This window comes from Ruminiclostridium sufflavum DSM 19573 (assembly GCF_003208175.1).
In the GTDB taxonomy this organism is placed as follows: Bacteria; Bacillota; Clostridia; order Acetivibrionales; family DSM-1351; genus Ruminiclostridium; species Ruminiclostridium sufflavum.
On sequence record NZ_QKMR01000012.1, the window covers coordinates 41,252 to 65,215 of the forward strand.

The 23,964-nt window shown below is 40.3% G+C and carries 11 protein-coding genes; 9 read left to right on the forward strand and 2 right to left on the reverse strand.

The annotated features are described in order from the left end of the window. Window positions 1–3 precede the first annotated feature (3 nt). The gene (locus LY28_RS10800) at window positions 4–501 is read left to right on the forward strand and encodes a hypothetical protein (RefSeq protein ID WP_110462206.1); all 498 of its coding nucleotides are present in this window, start codon (window positions 4–6) and stop codon (window positions 499–501) included. 293 nt (window positions 502–794) lie between these two features. Here the strand turns inward: LY28_RS10800 and LY28_RS10805 are convergent, their stop codons facing one another. Beyond that, window positions 795–2,258, reverse strand: a complete 1,464-nt coding sequence (locus LY28_RS10805) for a methyl-accepting chemotaxis protein (protein WP_165835548.1) — start codon at window positions 2,256–2,258, stop codon at window positions 795–797. 366 nt (window positions 2,259–2,624) lie between these two features. Between LY28_RS10805 and LY28_RS10810 the strand changes: the two genes are divergently transcribed. From LY28_RS10810 to asnA, 4 genes are all read left to right on the forward strand, one after another. Further along, window positions 2,625–11,384 (forward strand): glycoside hydrolase family 94 protein, encoded by an 8,760-nt coding sequence (locus LY28_RS10810; protein ID WP_110462208.1) that lies wholly within the window; start codon window positions 2,625–2,627, stop codon window positions 11,382–11,384. Between the two features lie 267 nt (window positions 11,385–11,651). Further along, entirely contained in the window at window positions 11,652–13,463 is a 1,812-nt protein-coding gene (locus tag LY28_RS10815) for a heme NO-binding domain-containing protein (RefSeq protein WP_110462209.1), read from the forward strand. Window positions 13,464–13,656: 193 nt separating this feature from the next. Further along, on the forward strand, window positions 13,657–14,865 hold the full coding sequence (locus LY28_RS10820) for an NADP-dependent isocitrate dehydrogenase (protein WP_110462210.1): 1,209 nt from the start codon (window positions 13,657–13,659) through the stop codon (window positions 14,863–14,865). A 184-nt stretch (window positions 14,866–15,049) separates the two neighbouring features. Next, window positions 15,050–16,060 (forward strand): aspartate--ammonia ligase, encoded by a 1,011-nt coding sequence (asnA, locus tag LY28_RS10825; protein ID WP_110462211.1) that lies wholly within the window; start codon window positions 15,050–15,052, stop codon window positions 16,058–16,060. A 65-nt stretch (window positions 16,061–16,125) separates the two neighbouring features. On the opposite strand, the gene LY28_RS10830 is transcribed toward asnA, so the two are convergent. Beyond that, window positions 16,126–16,788 (reverse strand): DUF4397 domain-containing protein, encoded by a 663-nt coding sequence (locus LY28_RS10830; protein WP_110462286.1) that lies wholly within the window; start codon window positions 16,786–16,788, stop codon window positions 16,126–16,128. 233 nt (window positions 16,789–17,021) lie between these two features. On the opposite strand from LY28_RS10830, the gene LY28_RS10835 reads away from it, so the two are divergent. The 4 genes from LY28_RS10835 (at window position 17,022) to lon (ending at window position 23,911) form a co-directional block, all read left to right on the forward strand. Continuing rightward, window positions 17,022–17,519: an SEC-C metal-binding domain-containing protein gene (locus LY28_RS10835; RefSeq protein ID WP_110462212.1), complete on the forward strand. Its 498-nt coding sequence runs from the start codon at window positions 17,022–17,024 to the stop codon at window positions 17,517–17,519. 556 nt (window positions 17,520–18,075) lie between these two features. Next, entirely contained in the window at window positions 18,076–19,428 is a 1,353-nt protein-coding gene (locus LY28_RS10840; RefSeq protein ID WP_110462213.1) for a citrate/2-methylcitrate synthase, read from the forward strand. A 296-nt stretch (window positions 19,429–19,724) separates the two neighbouring features. Further along, window positions 19,725–21,467 (forward strand): pyruvate kinase, encoded by a 1,743-nt coding sequence (gene pyk / locus LY28_RS10845; protein WP_110462214.1) that lies wholly within the window; start codon window positions 19,725–19,727, stop codon window positions 21,465–21,467. 134 nt (window positions 21,468–21,601) lie between these two features. Beyond that, complete coding sequence (gene lon, locus LY28_RS10850; RefSeq protein ID WP_110462215.1) at window positions 21,602–23,911, forward strand: endopeptidase La; 2,310 nt, start codon at window positions 21,602–21,604, stop codon at window positions 23,909–23,911. Window positions 23,912–23,964: the final 53 nt, after the last annotated feature.

The window sequence follows — 23,964 nt, forward strand, 5'->3', positions numbered from 1 at the left end:
AATGTGAGTATAAAGGCATGGGGAATATTTCAACTATATAATTCAGACTTTTCAATTCAAGAGAAAGTGGAATTGGCTTTTGTGGCAACAATAATAGCCACTGAACACAAAATTGGCTTAAAACTCGGAGGTAATGTAGAACCTCATATTTTAAGAAATATAGGAAATCTTGAAGGTAAAATTCCATTTGAATTAACTGACGACCCACTTGATGTTAATGCACACTGTCTTTTTGTAGGTGATGGGATAGAGGTATTAGTTGCAGAAAATAGGGTAGATACAGGAGAAAGTCTAGTGGCTAGAATGGAAAGAATACAAAATTTTTTCACTGAAATGCTAATGAACAAAGCTATCAAGAGTATTAAATTATTTCTTAATGTTGAAGAAGGCGATGAGGTTGATACACTTGATGTTTCAGTAAGTGAATTCAGTAAAAAAATGGTGGAGTTATATGAGCAAGAGGGTAATTGGACTCCCATAGTAAAAGCTATAATTACATAAAGTTTTGTACAGGCGGTCATCTATGATGACCGTCCTTTTTTCTGTTTTGTATACAGTAGACATAAAATAAATAAAGTGAACCTAATACAGCCCAAACTTTTTTAAAACGCTTTTTACCACATCGTTATTTTACACTATCCAGTATATAAAAACAGCTGTATTAAAGGTTATGCGGTCTGACACTTATGAGAGGGGACGATTTTTTGTAAAAACTGTCGCTTGTGTATCCTTGGAGAACAGCAAATACGCTGTTTTACGCAAAATACACTCCCCTCCGACTTTATCTGAACGCCCTAATCACCATGCTTTGAATGCTTTTCAACCATATTTTGAAGACTCAGGCTGGCTTGGCTTATATCGTGTATAAAGGTATAAGTGCTTTCAATGCTTTCGTTTTGTTCTTCCATAGAAGCAAGCATTTCCTCGGTGGCGGCGGAGTGCTCTTCTGAAATTCCTGCCATACTGTCTGCTTTCTCGCTTATGTCTGCAATAATCGAAGTGGTGGTGTCAATCATTTGCAATTCATTGGCTATATAACCGTCTATTTCTTTAAAAGAGGATTGAATATTGAGAAAGCTCTCATTGACCTGATTAACAATTGCTTCGCCTTCTTTTACGGCAATGTCTCCGCTTTGCACCTTATCCAGAACACCGGTTGTTCTGATATTTATCTGCCCGATAATTTGATTTATATGCTTTACGGTATTCGCACTCTGCTCCGCAAGCTTACGAACCTCGTCAGCCACCACCGCAAAGCCCCTTCCTGACTCGCCGGCTCTTGCCGATTCAATTGCGGCATTAAGTGCCAGCAGATTGGTTTGCTCCGATATTGCGCTGATGCTTGAAAGAAAGCTGTCTATTTCGCCCATGTTCAGCCGAAGCTCACGGACTGTAATAACCGATTCATTAACAGCATTGCTGATAATTTGCATTTGTATTTCCATTCTTTTAATTCTTTCGGAGCTTTCCGCAACAACCCGGCTGGATTTCAAGGAGGTATTCCCTAACAGCTTAGAAAGCTCCTGAGTCTTTTTAACCTTTGTGTTGGCAGAATTCATCATCTGACTTATATGGCTTATATTCTCTGCTTGTTCGATAGTTCCCTTTGATATTTCCTGCACAGTGCTCTTAATTCCGCTGCTTGTTTCTTTAACCGTATGCAGATTAGCTTTACAGTTGGATATATCTAAATTTAAGGTTGCTGTATTTGATTTTATTGAAGCCAGTGTGTTTTTCAGCTCTGTCAGGGTATTTTTTGATTTTATGCTTTCATCGGCTAATATTTTTATAATTTTGCTTCCCCACTTTGTTATGAAAAACAATACCAGTATATTTAAATCAATAAAAAACAGTGTTGAAAAATCCGCCCCGATTGTTTTAAACAAGGCTAAATCGGCAATGTAGCCTATATTCATAAAAAGGCCGCCTACTATAAAAAGCTTTTTGTTTAAATACAAGGCGGCAATACTGATTGGAAGAAATATTAAATAAACTGAACCGGATTTTAAAATAAGAAAGGTTATTGCAGCACACATGGACAGCGTTACAACATATGCCGTTATAAGGCTGAAGGCCTTCCTATAAACGGATAAGCCCGCAAAAGCTGCTGCGAGTGAAAAGGTCACTGCAAGTACGATTAAATAAAGCTCTTTTGATAAAAAGGTGAAATAGAGAATAATTACAGCAAACAATAACAGAATACATGTCATTACCTTATTGACTTTTCTTAAATGCATTTGTATAATTTCCAATTCCAAAGCACTCATCTCCTAAATGGTATTTTGACTGACTAAAGTCAATGACTGACTAAAGTCAAGTACGGTTCAAGCCTCAGACCCAGACTGCCGCCCGGTATAATCTGTTCTTAATCCGATAGTGATTGACTTTCTGACTATATGTAGAAGTATTGTTTCATAAAAGAGCTGCTGTATAAAAAAAACATATTTACATAGTATCCTCTCTTATTCGATTAATTATAACAAAAAGCGACATAGATGTATATATAAAAGATTATATAAAAAAATAAAAATCTGTACTAAACATTAAATAATTTGGGCAAGCTATTTATTGTTGTTCAGTATTTTCAGTTTTAAAAATCTTAATATAAAATGGTGAATACATATATGAATATATATTTATTTCTAATAATATTTATGGCGGCAGCCTTGACCTGTTTAATAATATGGATTAAAAGATTACAGACCTTTGAGTTTCAGATAGAGGATGTTGTGCTTTCTGTTGACGAGCTTGAGAAGCATGCCGAAAATCTGGCAAAGGCTCAGGACACAGAAAAACGCAGGCATGCCATGAAAAGGATAACTAAAAGGATTGAGACAAAGTTTCAGGATATATTTTTAACATATAAAAGGTTCAACGAAGATACTTCAGCCGGATTTTCAGTTCCTCCGGCAGCAGAGTGGCTGCTTGATAATTTCTATATTATTGAGGAACAGAAAGGTCATATTGTAAGAGAGCTAAGTGAAATCAGGCAAGCGCTGCCGGTAATAAATGAGGGCATCTATACTGGCTTTCCGAGAATATACACAATAGCCGTTGAGATTGTATCACATATTGACGGCAATGCAAGTGATAAAATTATAAAGGATTTTATAACCGCATATCAGAAATATAATTTTTTGTCTATACAAGAGCTATGGATGCTTACCTTGATGGTAAAGGCTGCTTTGATAGAAAAGCTGTGGGTTGTGTGCGAAAAAATGAATGCCACCCGTAATGATTGGTACAGAGCCGAGCAAATACTGGATATTGTCATTGATTGCAATAAAGCCGAGGACAGTTGTCAAACAGTTAATTCATATATTGAGGAATTGGATGACATAACTCCTGCTTTTGTTGAATACCTGATTAAAAAATTAAGAAAAAAGGGTTCTAAAACCCTTTGGATGATAAGCTGTATAGATAACCTGCTTGCTCAGAAAAGCACAACGACGGACAGCTTTATTTCAATAGACCATTTGAATCAGGCGGTTACTCAAGTGTCAATAGGAAATGTGATAAATAGTCTCAGAGCCTTATCAGGTCTTGACAGCACAGTGCTTTTTGAAGAGCTGAGCGAGGTGGAGAGGATTTTAAAGCAGGACCCCTGCGAGGTATATTCCAAAATGGATTTCAATTCGAGAAACCTGTACAGGAATACAATCGTAAAGCTGGCTGACAAATACGGGACTACGGAGATAAATGCTGCAAGAATCAGCCATGAATTTGCAAAGGAAGCCTTCGATGCAAACGGCAAGGCAGCTCCGGCTGCTCATGTTGGATATTATCTTGTAGGGAAAGGGCAGAGAGCCCTTATTGATGCCTTGAATCTAAAATCAAAAAAGGAAATAAAGAATACAGAGATAAATAAAACCTATTCTGTAAACATATATATTTCAGCAATTGCAATACTTTCAGCTGTTATTGCCATTATTCCAATGCTATACAGCATAAAAAGAGAGGCAGCTCCTGCTGCGGCAGTTATAATCCTTACAGCTGCGGTTGGCTTGATACCTGCCGGAGAAATAGTTATATCAATTGTCAACAGCCTGCTGGGGCGTCTGGTTAAGCCTGCGGTGCTTCCAAAGCTGGAACTGAAAAACGGTATACCTCAGGAGCTGTCTGCGATGGTAATAGTACCTACCCTTGTCCCCAATGTTAAAAGAACCCTTGATTTGATTAATAATTTAGAGGTTGCCTATTTAGCAAACAAATGCGGTAATATTTACTTCTCTTTAGTAGGGGATTTCAAGGACAGCGAAAAAGACAAATTGCCTGAGGATGCTGCAATTGTTGAAGCCGCTAAAAAAAGAGTTAATGAGCTTAACATAAAATATGCGGAAAACGGCAGGCCGATTTTCTTTTTCTTCTGCCGTGAAAGAAGGTTCAGCCAAAAGCAGAATAAATGGCTTGGCTGGGAAAGAAAAAGGGGAGCAATAATTGAGTTTAACAGAATGCTGCGAGGAGACAGCAGTACCAGCTATATCCATAACAGTATCGATATAAGTGACCTCCCTGATATCAAATATGTCATAACGCTGGATGCGGACACGCAATTGCCGGTTGAAACGGCAAAGCAGCTGGTGGGTACGATTTCACACCCTTTGAACAGGGCGGTTTTTGATGAGGGAAGAGGCATTGTGACAGAAGGCTATGGAATACTTCAGCCTAGAGTGAATGTTGACATCCAGAGTGCGAATGTATCCTTTTTCACAAGGGTATTTGCAGGTCAGGGAGGCATAGATCCATATACCACGACTGTTTCCGATGTATATCAGGATACCTTCGGAGAGGGTATTTTTACAGGGAAAGGGATTTATGAGGTCGATATCTTTCAAAAGGCATTGGACAAGGCCTTTCCTGAAAATACAATTCTCAGCCACGATTTGCTGGAGGGCAGCTATCTGAGAACAGGGCTTGTTACTGATATTGAGCTTATAGACGGGTATCCGTCCAAATATAACTCATACATGATGAGACTGCATAGATGGACAAGAGGGGATTGGCAGCTGCTGCACTGGATATTTGGAAAGGTTCCCATTAACAGGCTGTCAAAATGGAAGCTGTTTGACAACCTGAGAAGAAGTATGCTGTATCCGTCAATAATTATTATTCTGCTGCTGAGTATGGCATTTATTAAAAGCGGCGGAATTGCCTTTATGTGTCTGTGCCTTGTTGCTTTATGCTCACCTGTTGTCAGCTATTTTGTACACTTGATTTTTGCAGGTGACTACAGAATTTATATTACAAAGAGAAGAGCCGTTGTTTTGGCAGGCTTTAAAGGAATACTTGTACAAATAGGCTTGCTGCTGACTTTTGCTCCATATCAGGCATTCCTTATGATAAATGCAGTTTCAAAAACTCTTGCAAGAGTACTCGTTACAAAAAAGGATCTTCTTGAATGGGTGACTGCGGCAGATATGGAATTGGCACTGAAAAATGATCCGGGCAGCTATTACAGGAGAATGTGGTTTTCACCTGTATTTGGAGCGACAGTTTTTATTCTTGGCTTGTTTATGCGGGCAGGATATATTTGGTTTGGACTTGCGGCTTTTATTATATGGGCCTTGGCGCCTTGGATTGCTTACAATATCAGTAAGCCGTCGGCCGGCAAAAGCGGTGATAATGGGCTTAGAATAAGCAGCTTGAAGGAATTCAGGCTGCTTGCAAGAAAAACATGGTGCTATTTTGATGAATTTGCAGGAAGGCATGAAAATTTTCTCCCAGCCGATAATTATCAGGTTGAGCCGTATAAGGGAACAGCTCACAGGACTTCTCCCACAAATATAGGGCTGTTATTAGTGTCCAATCTGGCTGCAAGAGATATGGGCTATATAAATACTCTGGATTTGCTGGATAGAATAGAGAATACCATTAATACCGTGGAAAAATTGGAAAAGTGGAACGGACATCTTTATAATTGGTACAATACAGCAAGCTTTGAGATATTGCACCCTAAATTTATTTCAACAGTTGACAGCGGAAATTTTGCGGGGTATCTGATGGTTCTGAAGGAGGGACTGGAGGAATACGGTCATAAACCTGTATATGATGAGTCAGTGCCGGAAGGAATTATTGACTTATTAGAGCTGTGTAATTTTGAAATAGACAAGGATAAGCCATACTTTGACCTTGAGGGTATCAAAAATGTGGTTTGTGCAGACAGCGGTGCTAATTCAGCCGCAGATGCCAAAACCATGAATGTAAAAGGTGAGGCAGCCGGAACAGCAGGCAATGCAGGGGCAGGGGAACAGGCAGGTATTGAACAAAGGATCAGGGCGCTTTTTCAAGTGGTTTCCGAAGCACTTAACGAGCTTGTGACCAGTCGTAAAACAGGCTATTGGGTTGGAAAACTGGTGTGTCAGGTCGATATGTACCATGCAATGCTGGGAAAATACGGCGGAGAAATATTCGGCAATTTGGAAGGGATTCCTGATAAAAAACCCCGGCTGGACAGGCTTATAGGCAGAATTCAGGCATTGATAGATAATATGCAGTTTAAAGGCTTGTTTGATGAGGGAAGAGGTCTGTTTTCCATAGGCTTTAATGCGGAGGAGGGGCATACGGTCAAGTCCTATTATGATTTGTTTGCTTCCGAGGCAAGGCAGACCAGCCTGATTGCAATAGCAAAGGGCGAGATCGGAAAGCAGCACTGGTTCAAGCTTGGAAGGAAGCTTGTGAATGTTGACGGGAGTACCGGCCTTGCATCATGGACGGGGACAATGTTTGAATACCTGATGCCAAGATTGCTTATAAAGAGCTATTCAAATACACTGATAGAAAAAACCTATAAATTTGCGGTGAATGCCCAGATAAAATACGGCATGAGCAGAAACATACCGTGGGGTATATCAGAATCCTGCTTTTATGCCTTTGATATTGCGCTGAATTATCAGTACAGGGCCTTCGGAGTGCCGGGATTAGGCTTGAAAAGAGGCTTGATAAATGATTTGGTTGTTGCGCCGTATGCAACAATAATGGCTATCGATATCGAACCGGCAGAGTGCGCAAAAAATATTGAAAGACTGAGGAGCTTGGGAGCGGAAGGTCAGTTCGGACTATATGAGGCAGTGGATTTCACTGAATCCAGGCTGAAGGACAGGCAGGAATGTGCTGTTGTAAAAAGTTATATGGTTCACCATCAGGGAATGAGTATGCTGGCCTTGGTAAATTTTTTCAAAAATAATATCATGCAGAAAAGATTCCATGTAAATCCTCAGATTGAATCTGTTGATGTATTATTGCAAGAGAAATTCCCGGCGGGAGTGGTTATTTCGAAGGAGCACAAGGAACAGCCATTGTTTGCGGCGCATAAGCAGGCTGATAATGAGGAAATAGTTATAAGAAGCTATAAAACTCCGGGAGTGATTCCAAACATGCATGTGCTCACTAACGGAAGCTACACTGCCGTTCTTACCGATAAGGGCTCGGGATACGGCAGATGCAATTCTATGGCTGTATACAGATGGGTTAATGATTATATGCAAAGCAGCGGAGCCTTTATATATATCAGGAATGTAAATTCAAACGAGTACTGGTCAGTCTCCTATAGCCCGATAAACACGGAACCCGAGGCATACAAGGTTATTTTTGCACCCCATAAAGCCGAATATATCCGCAGGGAAGGAAACATTGAAACCAATACGGAGGTGCTGATAAGCACCGAGGATAATACAGAAATAAGAAAGGTGACTATTTTTAACCACAGCACCTCACAAAGAGTGGTTGAGCTGACAAGCTACATGGAAATCGTACTTTCACAGCCTGAGGCAGATGCCGCTCATCCTGCCTTCAGCAAGCTGTTTGTAAAGACTGAATATATTGATGAATATAACGGTCTTTTGGCTGTCAGGAGAAGAAGGGATGATGTTAAACAGACTGCTTGGGGATATCATACTGTTTCCGTTGACGGAAAGGTGCAGGGAAAGGTGGAGTATGAAACAAACCGCATGAACTTTACAGGAAGAAACAGGACTCTTGCCGCACCTGCGGCAATGGAGCCGGATCAGCCCTTGTCAAACTCTGCGGGCTCTGTATTGGATCCTGTTTTCAGTCTGAGAATCAGAGTTTGTATTGAGCCCGGAGCAAGTGCGGTAGTTAACTTCAGCATCGGTACCTGCGATACAAGGGAAAATGCAGTGTGCATGCTGGAAAAATACTGCGATACCCTGGCTGCCGAAAGAGTTGTTGAAATGGCATGGACCAGAAGTATCGTAGAAGCAGGTTTCCTTAATGTGAGTGCAGTTGATGAGAGAGCATACCTGAGATTGCTTCCCGGAATGCTGTATGGAATTGACAGAAGGGAGCAGTCGGAATATATTCAGAATAACACGCTCAGTCAGCCGGAGCTCTGGCCTTTAGGAATATCAGGCGATGTGCCGGTAGTATTAATAAAAATTCAGGACAGGGACAGCTTTGAAGAGGTACAGTGGGCTTTGAAGCTTCATGATTACTATAGGCTCAAGGGGATAGTATTTGATCTGGTTATTTTGATTTCCGAGGAAGAGGCATATAACCGTCCAATATTTGAAATGGTCAATGATATGGCTGTTTCCGGCCGTTCATATGAGCATATTGACAGGAAGGGTGGTATTTTTATCAGAAGTGTCAGGCAGATGAAGCAGGAACAGCTTAATCTGCTGCTTGCCTGTGCAAGGCTGACAATTGATGCGGACAAAGGTATTGCCCATTTGCTGGATAAGGAAGAAATGCAGGCTTCTTTAATTGACTCTGAGGACAGAACTCACGATGAAATTTATGACAGGATATCAGGCAGGAATTTATATGAAAATACACAGGCCTTCCCACCGGCTGCAAAGCTTTCGGAAATGGAAAACAGCCGGCAGTCTGAGCCGGATAAAAAGCAGGAGGCCTTGCAGTCATTTGAGCCCGGCTCCGGTAAGGAGAAGAAAAGGGGAGAGTATATTGAAAATGATAATGAAGGCAACAGGGATGCTATAGAGGATGATGAGTTTATTTCAAGCATAACTGAAAAATTGTTGTTTTTTAACGGCATAGGCGGTTTTTCAAATGACGGGAATGAATATGTAATTTGTCTCAAACCGGGGCAAAATACTCCGGCACCATGGGTGAATATAATTGCAAATGATATATTCGGATTTATTTGCACTGAATCGGGGGGAGGCTACACATGGCACAGGAACAGCAGTCAGAACAAGCTTACAGCATGGGTAAATGATCCTGTTCTGGATGTGCCGTCTGAGATAATATATTTCCGTGATACGGCAACGGATAGGATATGGACCTGTACTCCTTCACCTGTAAGAGAGCGCCCACCGTATGTTATCAGACACGGGTTTGGATATACCTGCTATCTCCATAAGAGTCACGGACTTGAGCAGGAGCAGCTTCAGTTCGCCGCAGCCCATAATCCGGTCAAAATAACAATTGTAAAGCTAAAAAATATTACCGAAAAAAAAATAACCTTGGATATTGCATATTATTTGAGGCCTGTATTGGGTGTTGAAGCCAGCCAGACTGCTCCGTATATTATTACAAGCTTTGATTCCGGAATAAAATCAATATTTGCCGAAAATGTATACAGCGCTGATTTCAGAGGTTTGACAGCATTTTTGTCCTGCTCTGAGGAAAATATAACCTATACGGGGCAGAGGCTTGAGTTTATTGGTGAGAGCATGGATTTGTCAGAGCCTTCGGGGATGAGAAACCCCTTGAATGGAAATGTGGGCGCAGGCTATGATCCCTGTGCCGTTACAAAAACATGCCTGAGCATTTTGCCGGGAGAGCTTAAGCAGGTAGTTTTTCTGTTTGGACAGGAGAAAAAAGAAAATGCCGGGGAAATCATAAAAAAATACAGAAATATAAATTATGCTCAGGAGGAATTTAAGAGAGTCAGGGAAGATTGGAACCAAAGGCTTAAGCAGATACAGGTCAGCACTCCCGACACATCCTTCAATGTTTTGCTGAATGGATGGCTGCAGTATCAGGTGCTGTCCTCGAGAATATTTGCAAGAACAGGCTTTTATCAGGCAGGAGGAGCAGTAGGCTTTCGTGATCAGCTGCAGGATGTGATGTCGGTTGTATATACGCTGCCTGAGCTTACAAAAAATCAGATATTGCTTCACTGCAGGCATCAGTTTGTAGAAGGGGATGTGCAGCATTGGTGGCATGAACAGAAAGCAAACGGAATCAGAACAAGATATTCCGATGATTTGCTTTGGCTGCCCTATGTGACTTGTGATTATTTAAATGCCACAGGGGACTATAAAATTTTAAATATCAGTGAAAGCTATTTGCAGTCTGAAGCTTTGAAGGAAAATGAGCATGAAAGATATGAAGTCCCTTCGGTATCTGAGATAAAGGGAACTGTATATGAACACTGTATTAAGGCAGTTGATAAGAGTCTCGTTTTTGGAGCTCACGGTATTCCGTTGATGGGCGGAGGAGACTGGAATGACGGCATGAATCTTATCGGAGCGCAGGGAAAGGGCGAAAGTGTCTGGCTGGGCTGGTTTTTGTATTGTGTACTTCAGAAGATAATCCCCGTATGCATTCATATGGGAGATGCCGAAAAAGCAAACCTGTATAAGACCCATGCGGCAAAAATAATAGAGGCAATTGAGAAGGAGGCTTGGGATGGAAGCTGGTACAGGAGGGCTTATTTTGATGACGGCAATCCACTGGGCTCCATTTCCAATGATGAAGGGAAAATAGACTCCCTTTCACAATCATGGGCTGCAATATCGGCTGCCGCAAGGTCAAGCAGAGTGGAAGAGTCTATGAGTGCCCTTGAGAAGTACCTTATTGACAGAAAAAACGGTATAATAAAGCTGTTAACACCTCCCTTCTGTGACAGCGTTTTAAATCCCGGCTACATCAAGGGATATCTTCCCGGTGTGAGAGAAAACGGAGGACAATATACTCATGCGGCTACATGGGTAATATATGCATATTGCAGACTTGGAAACGGGGAACAGGCGTGGGAGCTTTACAATATGGTAAATCCGATAAACCATACAAGAACTGACATGGAGCGAATGAAATACAAGGTTGAGCCTTATGTCATGGCTGCTGACGTATATGCTGTTCATCCCAATGAGGGCAGAGGGGGCTGGACATGGTATACCGGTGCCGCAGGCTGGATGTACAGAATAGGAATAGAGCATATTCTGGGAATAAAAAAGCAGGGTAATTATTTGAAGCTTGCTCCATGCATTCCAAAAAAAATGAAGGAGTACTCAGTCAGGTATATATACGGTGAAGCGGTTTATGATATCAGAATAATAAATTCCGATAATAAGAATACAGGTATAAGCCGGATAAAAATAGATGAAAGGACAGCAAAAACAGATACAATCGAGCTTATTGACGATGGAAGAACCCACAGAATAGAAGTGTATATGTAGAGAAAAATTTTGTTGAAATTATAGGTTTACATTTGAAAATTATGGGTATATATAATTAGGTGAATTTTACTAATTGAAAATTCAATACGCAATATATTTTTTCGGGTATGCGGATAGTGAAGCTTGCAGTTTCGTAAGTATTTCAAAATATATTTTTGGAATATTTACGAAACGTGTTGATAATTACGGTATAATATTAGTAGCTTGTAATTAATTTTCAGTGTATTTATGAATAACATAATTTTTATATAGCTGAGGAGGAAGGTCATGAAGGGAACGGTAGTAACTAATTGGCTTAAAAGCATGGAAACGTTATATGGACAGGAAATTGTTGAAAAAGCCCTCAAGAACAATTGCTGGCCTGAAAGCAGAATTATTAATCCAAAGGAAAATATTGAGGATCCTTTGATTTTTTCGATTATCAATTCTGCCGCTAAATTGGTAGGGAAGCCTGTGGAAGAGGTATGGAGAGAGATTGGACAAAGCAATATAGTTTCTTTTTCAAAATGGTTTCCTTCGTTTTTTGAAAGAGCCAGTCTTAAAGGCTTTTTAATGATGATGGATCATGTACATACACAGCTGACTAAAATGATTCCCGGTGCGAAGCCTCCCAGACTGATAGCAAAGGAGCTGTCTGCAAATGAAATCGAAATCAGATATGCTTCAAGACGCGGGATGTATGACTATTTTATAGGCTTATTGGAAGGAAGCGCCGCCTTTTTTGGCGAAAAGCTTACATACAGCGAGCTTGAGCGCGGAACTGACGGAGAGGACAAGTTTCTGCGTGTTAAAATAACCTTTGATAAGAAAAGCAGGAAGGCAAAGAAATTTGTTCTCAGCCGAATATTGTCATTAGGCTTTATGAAGCCCCTCCCGCTGAAAACAAGCGTACTTCCTGCGGTTGTTTCGGCAGCGGCCTTGGCGGTTGTTTTTCCGGGACAGGGAGTTATTAAATATGGTATCAGTTTTCTGATAATATTTATACTGTCTTTGGCGGCGGCTATTATATCCCATAAGCCTATGAGTTATCTTGAAAAGGAACTGGACAAGCTGATTAATTTTGACTTTTCGGATAAGGTTGTTATAAGAAGCGGGGATGAAATTGAAAGAATTGCCGGTAAAATAAATATTCTTAAGGATAAAATGACAAAGGATTTTCTTTTCCTAAAGGGCGGAAGTGATGACATGTATTCATTTACCTCCTCATTTTCGGAAATTGCATCTAAAATGGAATTTGTTTCGGACGGAATTTCCAGTCTGGTTTATGAGGTGGCGAACGGTGCTGTTCATCAGGCCGAGGAAACAGAGAAATCCGTATATGTTTTAAATTCAAATATTGAGGAGATTAACAGAATTACTTCAGAGCAGACTAAAGGAAAAATAAATCTTGAAGGAGCGGTGAAAGAGATTGAAAATTCCTTTGAACATGCCGAAAAGGTAGCCAATATGCTTCTGGATGTAAGAAATAATTTCGAGCAGGTAAATAATAACGGCCAGCAGCTGTCGAATCAGGTTAACGAGATATTGGACATAGTTACTACCGTTGCCGATGTTGCAGACCAAACAAACCTTCTGGCGCTTAATGCCGCAATTGAAGCTGCAAGGGCAGGCGATGCCGGAAAAGGGTTTGCCGTGGTTGCCGATGAAATACGGAAGCTTGCGGAAAATTCCAAGTCGGCGGTGAATGTAATTAATAACAGCTTGGTACTTTTTACGGGAAAGGTTTCTGAGTTTATCGAAAAGATAAATGAACAATTTGCCCAGTTGGAAGAGAGCAACAAAACCCTTGAGGATGTTTTAAACGGCAACAGAAACTCGACCCGGCAGATTGTAGTTGTAGCCAATTTAATTGCCGATCTGGTTGCACAGCTGTCTGACGAAACGCAAAAGCTGTCAGGTATTAATGAAAATATGCATTCTCTGGCGGCAATTGCCGAGGAGAATTCCGCGTCCTCAGAGGAAATGAGCTCTAACGTAACGGAATACTCGGATAAAATCAAGGATTTAGTTCAGAATATCCAAATGCTGGAGGGCTTGCTGGATATGTATAAGACTGAATTGAAAAAATATACAATATAATACAGGGCTTGAGGCAGTGCTTAAATCTGACTTTACAAGCAATACGGCTCCTTTGAAACAGGCTGCCGTATTTTTTTATAAATTATAATATTTAGTAAATTCAAGTTTACATACCCTGTATGGATATGCTATATTAAAGTGTGTGAAAATAATATCAAATAAGTAAATTAATTTATTATAAAGGAGTATGTATATGGCAAAGATTAATATGAAAACTCCGCTCGTTGAGATGGATGGAGATGAAATGACCAGAATAATATGGAAGATGATAAAGGATATTTTAATACTTCCATATATCGATTTAAAAGCCGAATATTATGATCTGGGACTGGAATACAGAGAAAAAACCGGTGATCAGGTTACGATTGATTCTGCGACAGCAACAAAAAAGTATGGAGTAGCTGTTAAATGTGCTACAATTACCCCTAATGCGGAAAGAGTCAAGGAATATAGCCTGACCCAGATGTGGAAGAGCCCAAACGGAACAATAAGAGCCATATTGGATGGTACTGTTTTTCGTGCACCGATACTTGTTGAAAGCATCAAGCCCTTTGTTAAGACATGGGCTAAGCCTATAACAATTGCCAGACATGCCTACGGAGATGTATATAAGAATGTGGAATATCGTGTGCCTGAAGCAGGCAAGGCTGAATTGGTATTTACAAACGAGAAGGGGGAAGAAACCCGTCATACAATATTTGACTTCAAGGGCCCCGGAATTATTCAGGGTCAGCATAACATAGACAAATCAATAGAAAGCTTTGCAAGATCCTGCTTTAACTATGCATTGGATCAGAAGCAGGATATATGGTTTGCAACAAAGGATACTATTTCAAAGCAGTATGACCATAGATTCAAGGATATTTTTCAGGAGATATACGATAATGAGTATACTTCCAAGTTTAAAGAGGCGGGCATCGAGTATTTCTATACATTGATAGATGATGCGGTCGCACGTGTTGTAAGGTCAGAGGGAGGCTTTATATGGGCATGCAAGAACTATGACGGAGATGTTATGTCCGACATGGTAGCTACCGCATTTGGAAGCCTCGCAATGATGACCTCGGTTCTGGTTTCACCTGAGGGCTTTTATGAGTATGAAGCTGCTCATGGAACTGTGCAGAGACATTATTATCAGCATCTGGAAGGAAAAGAAACATCAACGAATTCTATGGCCACCTTGTTTGCGTGGACGGGGGCACTTCGCAAGAGAGGGGAGCTTGACGGAATACCGGAGCTTGTTGAATATGCAGACAAGATGGACAAGGCTTCTATCCTTACAATTGAGAACGGTATAATGACAAAAGACCTTGCAATGCTATCAGAGCTTAAAGACAAGAAAACTGTAAATACAGAGCAATTCCTGCTGGAGGTTAAAAAAACCTTTGATGAAATGCGGTAAGCTATAATTAAATAAACAGGCTATTGCAGATTCTTATACAATAGATGCACTACAAAAATCAAAATTTTTTAGATTTTTATAGTGCATCTTATTTATTTTGTGGTACAATGTTTTAAAATAACCTTAATAATTTAAAAACTGTTAATTGAACAATTTCATGGGAAATGCAGTGGGGAGGCATATTATGAGTGACCTTTTAAGACCGGAGGGATATAAATCCAGTCTGAATATTCGTATGACAGAAGTTGCTATCAAGCAAACCAAGGACTTTTTTGAAAATGAGCTTGCGAAGGAATTAAATCTGACCAGAGTTTCAGCACCTTTATTTGTAAGGCCTGAGACCGGATTAAATGATAATCTTAATGGTGTGGAAAGACCGGTTTCTTTTGATGTTAAAGGTATAGGCGGAGCTGAGGTTGAGGTTGTACATTCGCTTGCCAAGTGGAAGAGAATGGCTCTTAAGCGTTACGGTTTTTCATCTGGAGAGGGCCTTTATACTGATATGAATGCTATCAGAAGAGACGAGGACATGGATAATCTGCATTCTATATATGTTGATCAATGGGATTGGGAAAGAATACTCGAAAAAAGCGAAAGAACCGAAGAAACTTTAAAGGGTATCGTAAAAAAGATTTTTTCTGTTTTCAAGAAAACTGAGGATTATTTGGCAGGCTTGTACCCTCAGCTGCAGAAAATTTTGCCGGAGGATATTTTCTTTATTACTACTCAGGAGTTAGAGGACAAGTATCCTGAATTGAGCCCTAAGGAAAGAGAAAATGCCTTGGCCAGAGAAAAGAAGGCTTTTTTCATTATGAAAATCGGAGATATGCTGAAGTCCGGTATTAAGCACGACGGAAGGGCACCTGATTATGATGATTGGGAATTAAACGGAGATATTGTTTTCTACTATCCCGTTCTTGATATAGCTTATGAGGTATCCTCCATGGGTATCAGAGTTGATGAGGATTCACTTGTTTCCCAGCTCAAAAAGGCTGATTGCGAGGAAAGAAGGAACTTCAAGTTCCATAAGGATATAATTGATAAAGAGCTTCCTTACACAATCGGCGGAGGAATCGGACAATCAAGAATATGCATGTTCTTATTAAGAAAGGCTCATATAGGAGAAGTTCAGTCCTCTGTTTGGGATGATGAAATGATACAGGAATGCTTGAAGAACGGCATAGAACTACTTTAAAATTAAGAAAGCCGCATTGTACACCTTTTGATGTATATTGCGGCTTTTTAATTTATTGCTGTAGCTCAGTCCCTCAGATATGTTGTGCCATCCATAGGAATATATACCTCAAGTGAGGAGGGCTGCTGTCCGAACATTCCAAGCACATAGAAGGTCAGATTTCTTTTCGGCAGTAAACGTACATTGGGTAAATTTACTACGGCAGTATCGACTTCGGTTGGCTTGACAACCATATTGTAGTTTCCGGGAAGAAGAGACATGTATTGGCTGGCCTCTGTATAGCCGATATCAGTAAACAGACGCATACCTGATCTTAGAGCCAGATCTAAAGCAGGAGCGTTCGGTGACAGGTTTATAAACCGTATATTTACCCTGTTGGGCGACAAAGCCTGATATTCATCTTCAACAGGCAATATTCCTATTCTTGGGAGTATACCTATAACCGCTAAGGTATATACTTTTTTTTCCAATATGGGAATGCGTACGGATAAAACAGGAGAATCCTTTAAGCCTACCGGGAATGCCTCTATAGTATACATGCCGGCACTTACTGACATATAATCGGTAAACTGGCCATAGACCAATCTTTTTGCAACTTGTTTTCCATTTGCATAAACATCTACTTCAGGTGCGCCCGGGGCAGCATGAAATATTCTGATATAGGAAACTCCCGGCATTTGCCTTGAATCCGTCATTTCATCCTGACCGTAAAAGCTGTTGTATAACATTTTTTCACCACCACATTCAAATTTCATTATTTAGACTCTACTGCAATATATGCAGATAACTTATCAAGGGTTAAACAAAAGTCAATGGCAGTTCAGGCTTTCAGCTGTGATTAAACAGATATATATTAATTAAGAACGCTATATGATTAAATAATAAATTAATAGTGAATGATAAAATTGTTTGTGATATAATAGCTAAGGATTTTAAAAGAAAAGGAAAAGGAGTAATTGTTATGACACTATATGAAAAGTGGAGCGAAATAGCAGAGAAGGATAGAACTCCACAAGAAAATGAGGCTTTCTGGAAGGAATACTTTTTAAAAGAAAAAGATAATTATGCCGATATACTGGCTAACAACCGCAAGACACTAAAAGGTACACTTTCGGAACTGGCAGGTTCTTTTAATATGGATACAGTTACATTTACGGGCTTTCTGGACGGAATTAATACCAGCTTGACGGAAGAGGTTGATTTAGAAAGCTTGGAGGATACTACTGAGCTGGATATTGAGATAGATTATGAAAAATTGTATTTTAATATGCTGGATGCCAAGGCTGATTGGCTGTACAACTTAACCGAGTGGAACGATATTCTTTCAGAGGATACAAGAAAGAGCATCACGAAGGAATTCAGGATTTCTAAAATGGCAGTCAGCAGCAAGGTTGGAAGAAATGAGCCATGTCCGTGCGGAAGCGGGAAAAAATACAAAAAATGCTGCGGTAAGGAATAGCAATCGGACAAGACTTAATTGTGCTCAGAAAAAGCCAATTCTTCTTCCAGAGATTGAATACCATGTGCGTTAGCTTTATAAGCAGACAATTACGGATGAAATTAAGCCGGAGATTGTCTGTTTTTTGTTATTTTTATTTCTATAATTGCGCGGATAATGGCGAAAAAGAATAGAATATGTTTTGAAATTCAAAATAATAAAACTTGCAATATTGTTTTAAATAATATACAATTAGAAGAGTTGCAGAATGAAATTTGAATTATTCTCTTTCTGATATTTCATTAAAATGAAGCAATTAAATTAAAGTCAAAAACAAATTCAAAAACCAAACTGTGTGTTTTATAGCGTAAATAGCCTGAAAGACGATAGAATAGCATGCCGGTATTTTAGCCGGAGGGCTTGGAAACATAATTAATTTTAGCTGCAATATAACTTTAGCGGGGATTGTTTAAAAAATAACAAGTTTGTAAATGGCATTGTATTAAAAAAGGGGGGACTGAGTTCGCACCGGTAACTGTATGTGGTTGTGCACAGGTTGCGGTGCGGGATTATAATTATGGATAAGAGATTGAATGATTATGTTGATAAAATGATAACCATTATCGAGAAGGTAAACTATATCGATCCTGAAAGCTTCAGCAAATACAACGTAAAAAAAGGCTTGAGAAACAGTGACGGCTCGGGAGTATTGGTGGGACTTACTGAAATCGGAGAGGTTCACGGGTATGTGCTTTATGAGGGAGAAAGAAAGGAAGATGACGGACGCCTTGTATACAGAGGCATAGATGTGGTTGATCTGGTAAGAGGCTTCCAGCAGGAGGGCCGGTTTGGGTTTGAAGAGGTTTGCTATTTGCTTCTTTTTGGTATATTGCCGGATAAAGCGCAGCTTGATGAATTTAATGAGCTGCTGGGTGATTTGCGGACTCTTCCGGATGGATTTACCGAGGACATGATACTTAAGGCGCCAAGCTCGGATATAATGAATAAGCTTGCAAGAAGCGTACTGGCCTCATACTCGTATGATGACAGTCCGGACAGCGTGGATTCTAAAAACCTTTTAAGGCAAAGCATAGAGTTAATTGCACGCTTTCCTACAATGGTTGCTTATGGATATCAGGCGAAATCCCACTATTACGGAGGAAAGAGCCTGTACATACACAATCCCAGACCTGATTTGTCAACTGCGGAAAACATTTTGCATTTAATAAGGCCGGACAACAAATATACAAAATCAGAGGCTGAAATTTTGGATTTGGCATTAGTACTTCATGCGGAGCATGGAGGAGGAAATAATTCTACCTTTGCTGCCAGAGTTGTTTCTTCTACGGAAACAGATACTTATTCGGCTATTTCAGCAGCTGTAGGATCGCTTAAAGGGCCAAAGCACGGCGGAGCAAATATAAAGGCAATGAATATGCTGGAAAACATAAAGGAAAATGTTTCTGACTGGACGGACGAGGAAGAAATAAGGGCTTATCTGACGAAAATTATGGATAAGCAGGCCTTTGACAAAGCAGGGCTTATCTATGGACTGGGCCATGCGGTATATACCCTGTCAGATCCAAGAGCTGTATTGCTAAAGGAAAAGGCCCATCAGATAGCTATAGAAAAGGGAAGGGAAAAGGAATTTTTATTTTATGAAGCGGTTGAAAAAGTAGGGCCTGACGTTTTCTGCCAGAAAAAGGGTACATCAAAAAATATTTGTGCCAACGTGGATTTTTATTCAGGCTTTGTATATGATGCATTAGGAATTCCGCCGGAGCTGTTTACCCCCTTGTTTGCGGTTGCAAGAGTTGTAGGCTGGTGTGCGCACAGAATAGAAGAGGTTATATGTAACCAGAAAATCATAAGACCTGCCTATAAGAGTATTTCAAGAGCCAAGCAGTATTTGCCTATGAATCAGAGATAAACGGCATTGATTGACAAAGCCCCTGGCCAGTAAAAGATAATATTGCTTTTATTGTCTTAGGGGCTTATTTTAGCTTGTCTGACAGTCATGGAGAAATTTATCGGAGCTTTAGATAAATAATAAAATAAATATAAGCTGTTGGTGGCATAATAAAGCTGAAAATGATAACATTAGTATAGAATTTATTGGACAATTTTATAAAAATGAATTATACTAGGTTTTTCTGATTTTTAAATATCAAAAATATATGATTAGTATAAATACATTTGACTATAGTTATTATTTATGGAGGCTGTATGAGGAAAACAAAGATAATATGTACTCTGGGTCCTGCTTCGGATAATGAAGCAATACTCAGAAAAATGATGCTGGGCGGAATGAATGTAGCGAGAATGAACTTTTCTCACGGAACACACGAGGAACATAAGAAAAGAGCAGATTTATTCAAAAGGATAAGAGAAGAACTTCAAATACCAATTCCACTGCTGCTGGATACCAAAGGACCTGAAATAAGAACAGGCAGCTTTAAGGATGGAAAGATTACTCTGAAAGAGGGTGCGGATTTTGTTCTGGTCAACAAGGAGGTTATCGGTGATGAGGCTCAGTGTACTATTTCATATAAGGAACTGTACAAGGATGTTTCAAGGGGAAGCAAGGTTTTAATCGATGACGGACTGGTAGAGCTTGAAGTTGTTGACGTAAAGAATAAGGATATAAATTGTGTTGTTATTAATGGAGGAACTGTTGGAAATCACAAAGGCATAAATGTGCCCGGCGCTAAAATTAAGCTGCCTGCATTAACTGCTCAGGATATAGAAGACATAAAATTTGGAATTCAGAATGATTTTGATATAATTGCCGCTTCCTTTGTCAGAAAAGCCGCTGATGTTGTGGAAATAAGGAAAATACTTGAAAAGAACAGCGGCAGCGATATCTTAATAGTATCAAAAATTGAAAACAGAGAGGGAATTACAAATTTTGATGAGATACTCAAGGTATCGGACGGTATTATGGTTGCCAGAGGAGACTTGGGAGTGGAGATTCCTGTTGAGGAAGTTCCCATAGTGCAGAAAAACATAATTCAGCAGTGCTTTAAAAACGGCAAGCCTGTTATAACGGCAACACAGATGCTGGATTCCATGATTAGAAATCCGAGACCCACCCGTGCCGAGGCAAGTGACGTTGCCAATGCAATTTTTGATGGTACAAGCGGTGTTATGCTTTCAGGAGAAACAGCCTCAGGGAAATATCCTGTTGAAGCACTGGAGGTAATGGGTAAAATTGCTGAAAAGGCTGAAAGTGCGGTAGATTATTGGAAGAGGTTTAATACTGAAATGACCGAAATAAGCACCAGTGTAACAAATGCAATAAGTCATGCAACCTGTACCACCGCAATGGATTTGAAGGCTTCTGCCATTATAACCGTCACACAATCAGGGCATACTGCCAGAATGATTGCCAGATTCCGTCCTGCATGTCCCATTATTGCAACTACTGTAAAGCCGAAGGTTCAGAGGCAGTTGAATTTGTCATGGGGTGTTATTCCGTATATGGTTAAGACTGCCAATACGACGGATGAAATGTTTGATACAGGAATTGAAAAGGCACTGGAGTCAGGGCAGGTAAAGAATGGAGATTTAGCGGTAATTACAGCCGGAGTACCCACAGGAATAAGCGGTACGACAAATACCTTGAAGGTTCATATAGTGGGAAAGGTATTGGTACAGGGTATAGGAATAGGTGAGCAGGCTGCAACGGGTGAGCTTAGTGTTGCACTGACGCCTAAGGATGCCGTGGATAGCTTCGTTGACGGTAATATACTGGTAGCACCTTTTACTGACAACAGTATGCTTCCGGTTATTAAGAGAGCGGCGGCGGTAGTGGTTGAAGAGGGAGGCCATGCAAGCCATACAGCTACGGTTGGCTTGGCTCTTGATATCCCTGTAATAGTGGGAGCGGAAAATGCCACAAAAATCTTAAAGTCAGGCTCTGTTGTTACGGTGGATGCTGAAAGAGGGCTTGTTCTCAGAAGCAATTAATTTTTGAATTATGCCGTTTTTATTGAACTCAAGCATTAACAAGGGTATAATGATTAATGCAAATAATAAGCTGTTCGGAATATTTGTATTGCCCTGATATAAAAACAGAATTTATATAAATAGAGAGGATAAACATGTCAAAAATATTACCATTGTTACCATTACGCGGATTGACAGTATTTCCGTTTATGACATTATATTTTGATGTTGGAAGACAAAAATCAATTAAAGCTCTTGAGGAGGCAATGATCAATGACCAACTGATTTTTTTGGTTGCGCAGAAGGATGCTTCTTCCGATTCTCCCGAGGTGGATGATATTTATTCAATTGGTACGGTATCAAAGGTTAAGCAGCTTCTTAAGCTGCAGGGAGATACCATCAGGGTTCTGGTGGAGGGTATAAACAGAGCAGAGATAAAAAATGTTGTTCAGAAGGAACCTTTTTTTGTTGTAGAGGTTAATGAGCCTGAAACAGATGATAAATTTGACAGCAATGAAATAGAAGCCTTAAAGAGAAGACTGGTCTCAATGTTTGAAGGCTATGTCAAGCTGAGCGGAAAGGTTTCTCCGGATACGGCACTAACTGTGGCAGATATAGATAATATCAGCCAGATATCGGATATTATTGCAAATAATATCCCTCTGAAATTAGAACAAAAGCAGGAAATTCTTTCTGAATTTCATCCTCTGAGAAGAATTGAGAAGCTTCTTCAAATTCTTTATCAGGAAACAGAAATATTGGAGATAGAAAAGGATATAAATGCCAAGGTCAGAAAGCAGATTGATAAGGTTCAGAAGGAGTACTATCTCAGGGAGCAGATGAAGGCCATTCAGACTGAGCTGGGTGATAAGGAGGGTGTCACCGGTGAGGTTGAGGAATATAAGTCAAGAATTGAGGAGGCGGGCTTTCCTGAGGATGTTGAAAAGAAGGTGCTAAAGGAGCTTGACAGGCTGCTCAAAACTCCGCAGGGTTCGGCTGAAGGCAGTGTTATCAGAACCTACATTGATTGGATATTTGATTTGCCGTGGAGCAAGGCAACTGATGAAATTATTGATTTGGGTTATGCCGAGGAAATACTGGAGCAGGATCACTATGGGCTTAAAAAGGTTAAGGAGCGCATAGTCGAATATCTGGCAGTGCAAAAGCTTAAAAATAGTCTCAAGGGTCCGATTCTTTGTCTGGTTGGGCCTCCCGGTGTCGGAAAAACGTCTATTGCAAAGTCAATCGCAAAAGCGCTCAACAGAAACTATGTCCGTATATCCTTGGGCGGTGTTAAGGATGAGTCGGAAATTCGCGGACACAGGAGAACTTATGTGGGCTCAATGCCGGGAAGAATTATTTCCGCATTGAAGCAGGCCGGTTCCAATAATCCTTTGATTCTGCTGGATGAAATAGACAAAATGAGCAGTGATTTCAGAGGAGATCCGGCTTCGGCCATGCTTGAGGTTCTGGATTCGGAGCAGAACTTTTCTTTTAGGGATCATTATCTGGAGCTGCCGTTTAATCTGTCAAATGTCTTGTTCCTTACTACAGCAAACAGTCTGGACACTGTTCCAAGACCTTTGCTTGACAGGATGGAAATCCTTGAGCTTTCGTCCTATACCGAGGAGGATAAGGCCAATATAGCAATGAAGTATCTGCTTCCGAAGCAGATTGAGCTGCATGGCTTGACGCCCAAAAATATAAAGGTTGATGAAGAAACCATCAGGGATATTATAAATTTCTATACCAAGGAAGCAGGAGTGAGGAATCTTGAAAGAGAGATAGGAGCTGTATGCAGAAAGGTTGCAAAGGCTATTGTTTCTGAAAACAGGAGAACTGTTACTGTTTCTCGCAATACTCTGGAAAAATATCTTGGAGTTAAAAAATTCAGATTCGACTATGCTAACGAAAAGGATGAAATAGGAATTGCCACCGGACTTGCGTGGACGGCAGTAGGCGGAGTAACTCTTTCTATTGAGGTAAATATAATGCCCGGAAACGGAAAGCTGGAGCTTACCGGACATCTGGGAGATGTTATGAAGGAGTCTGCAAAAGCTGCTATCAGCTTTATCCGGTCAGTGTGCAAAGAACTCAAAATTGCTGAGGATTTCTATGAGAAGAATGACATTCACATTCATGTTCCTGAGGGAGCCACCCCAAAGGACGGGCCTTCAGCGGGAATAACTCTTGCGACGGCAATGGCTTCTGCACTTTCCGGAGTGCCTGTAAACAGGAAGGTTGCCATGACAGGTGAGATAACACTCAGAGGCAGAGTGCTGCCTATAGGAGGTCTGAAGGAAAAGGTACTGGCGGCGCACAGAGCCGGTATTGATACTGTAATAATTCCCATAGACAACAAGAAGGATATTGATGAAATACCTGAAAACGTAAGGAAGTCTCTGAAGTTCGTATGCGCTTCGGATATGAAAACTGTTTTGAAAAATGCATTATCTGCAAAATAAAATGTGGGATAATTGTTTATTTTTAAATTTTATAAATAATCTGTTAGGGGTGT

Excerpts from the sequence above, each read along its gene's own strand:
- LY28_RS10810 (WP_110462208.1), top strand. The coding sequence starts at position 2,625 with ATGAATATATATTTATTTCTAATAATATTTATGGCGGCAGCCTTGACC.
- lon (WP_110462215.1), top strand. The coding sequence starts at position 21,602 with ATGTCAAAAATATTACCATTGTTACCATTACGCGGATTGACAGTATTT.
- LY28_RS10815 (WP_110462209.1), top strand. The coding sequence starts at position 11,652 with ATGAAGGGAACGGTAGTAACTAATTGGCTTAAAAGCATGGAAACGTTA.
- pyk (WP_110462214.1), top strand. The coding sequence starts at position 19,725 with ATGAGGAAAACAAAGATAATATGTACTCTGGGTCCTGCTTCGGATAAT.
- LY28_RS10820 (WP_110462210.1), top strand. The coding sequence starts at position 13,657 with ATGGCAAAGATTAATATGAAAACTCCGCTCGTTGAGATGGATGGAGAT.
- LY28_RS10830 (WP_110462286.1), bottom strand. The coding sequence starts at position 16,788 with ATGTTATACAACAGCTTTTACGGTCAGGATGAAATGACGGATTCAAGG.
- asnA (WP_110462211.1), top strand. The coding sequence starts at position 15,050 with ATGAGTGACCTTTTAAGACCGGAGGGATATAAATCCAGTCTGAATATT.
- LY28_RS10835 (WP_110462212.1), top strand. The coding sequence starts at position 17,022 with ATGACACTATATGAAAAGTGGAGCGAAATAGCAGAGAAGGATAGAACT.
- LY28_RS10840 (WP_110462213.1), top strand. The coding sequence starts at position 18,076 with ATGGATAAGAGATTGAATGATTATGTTGATAAAATGATAACCATTATC.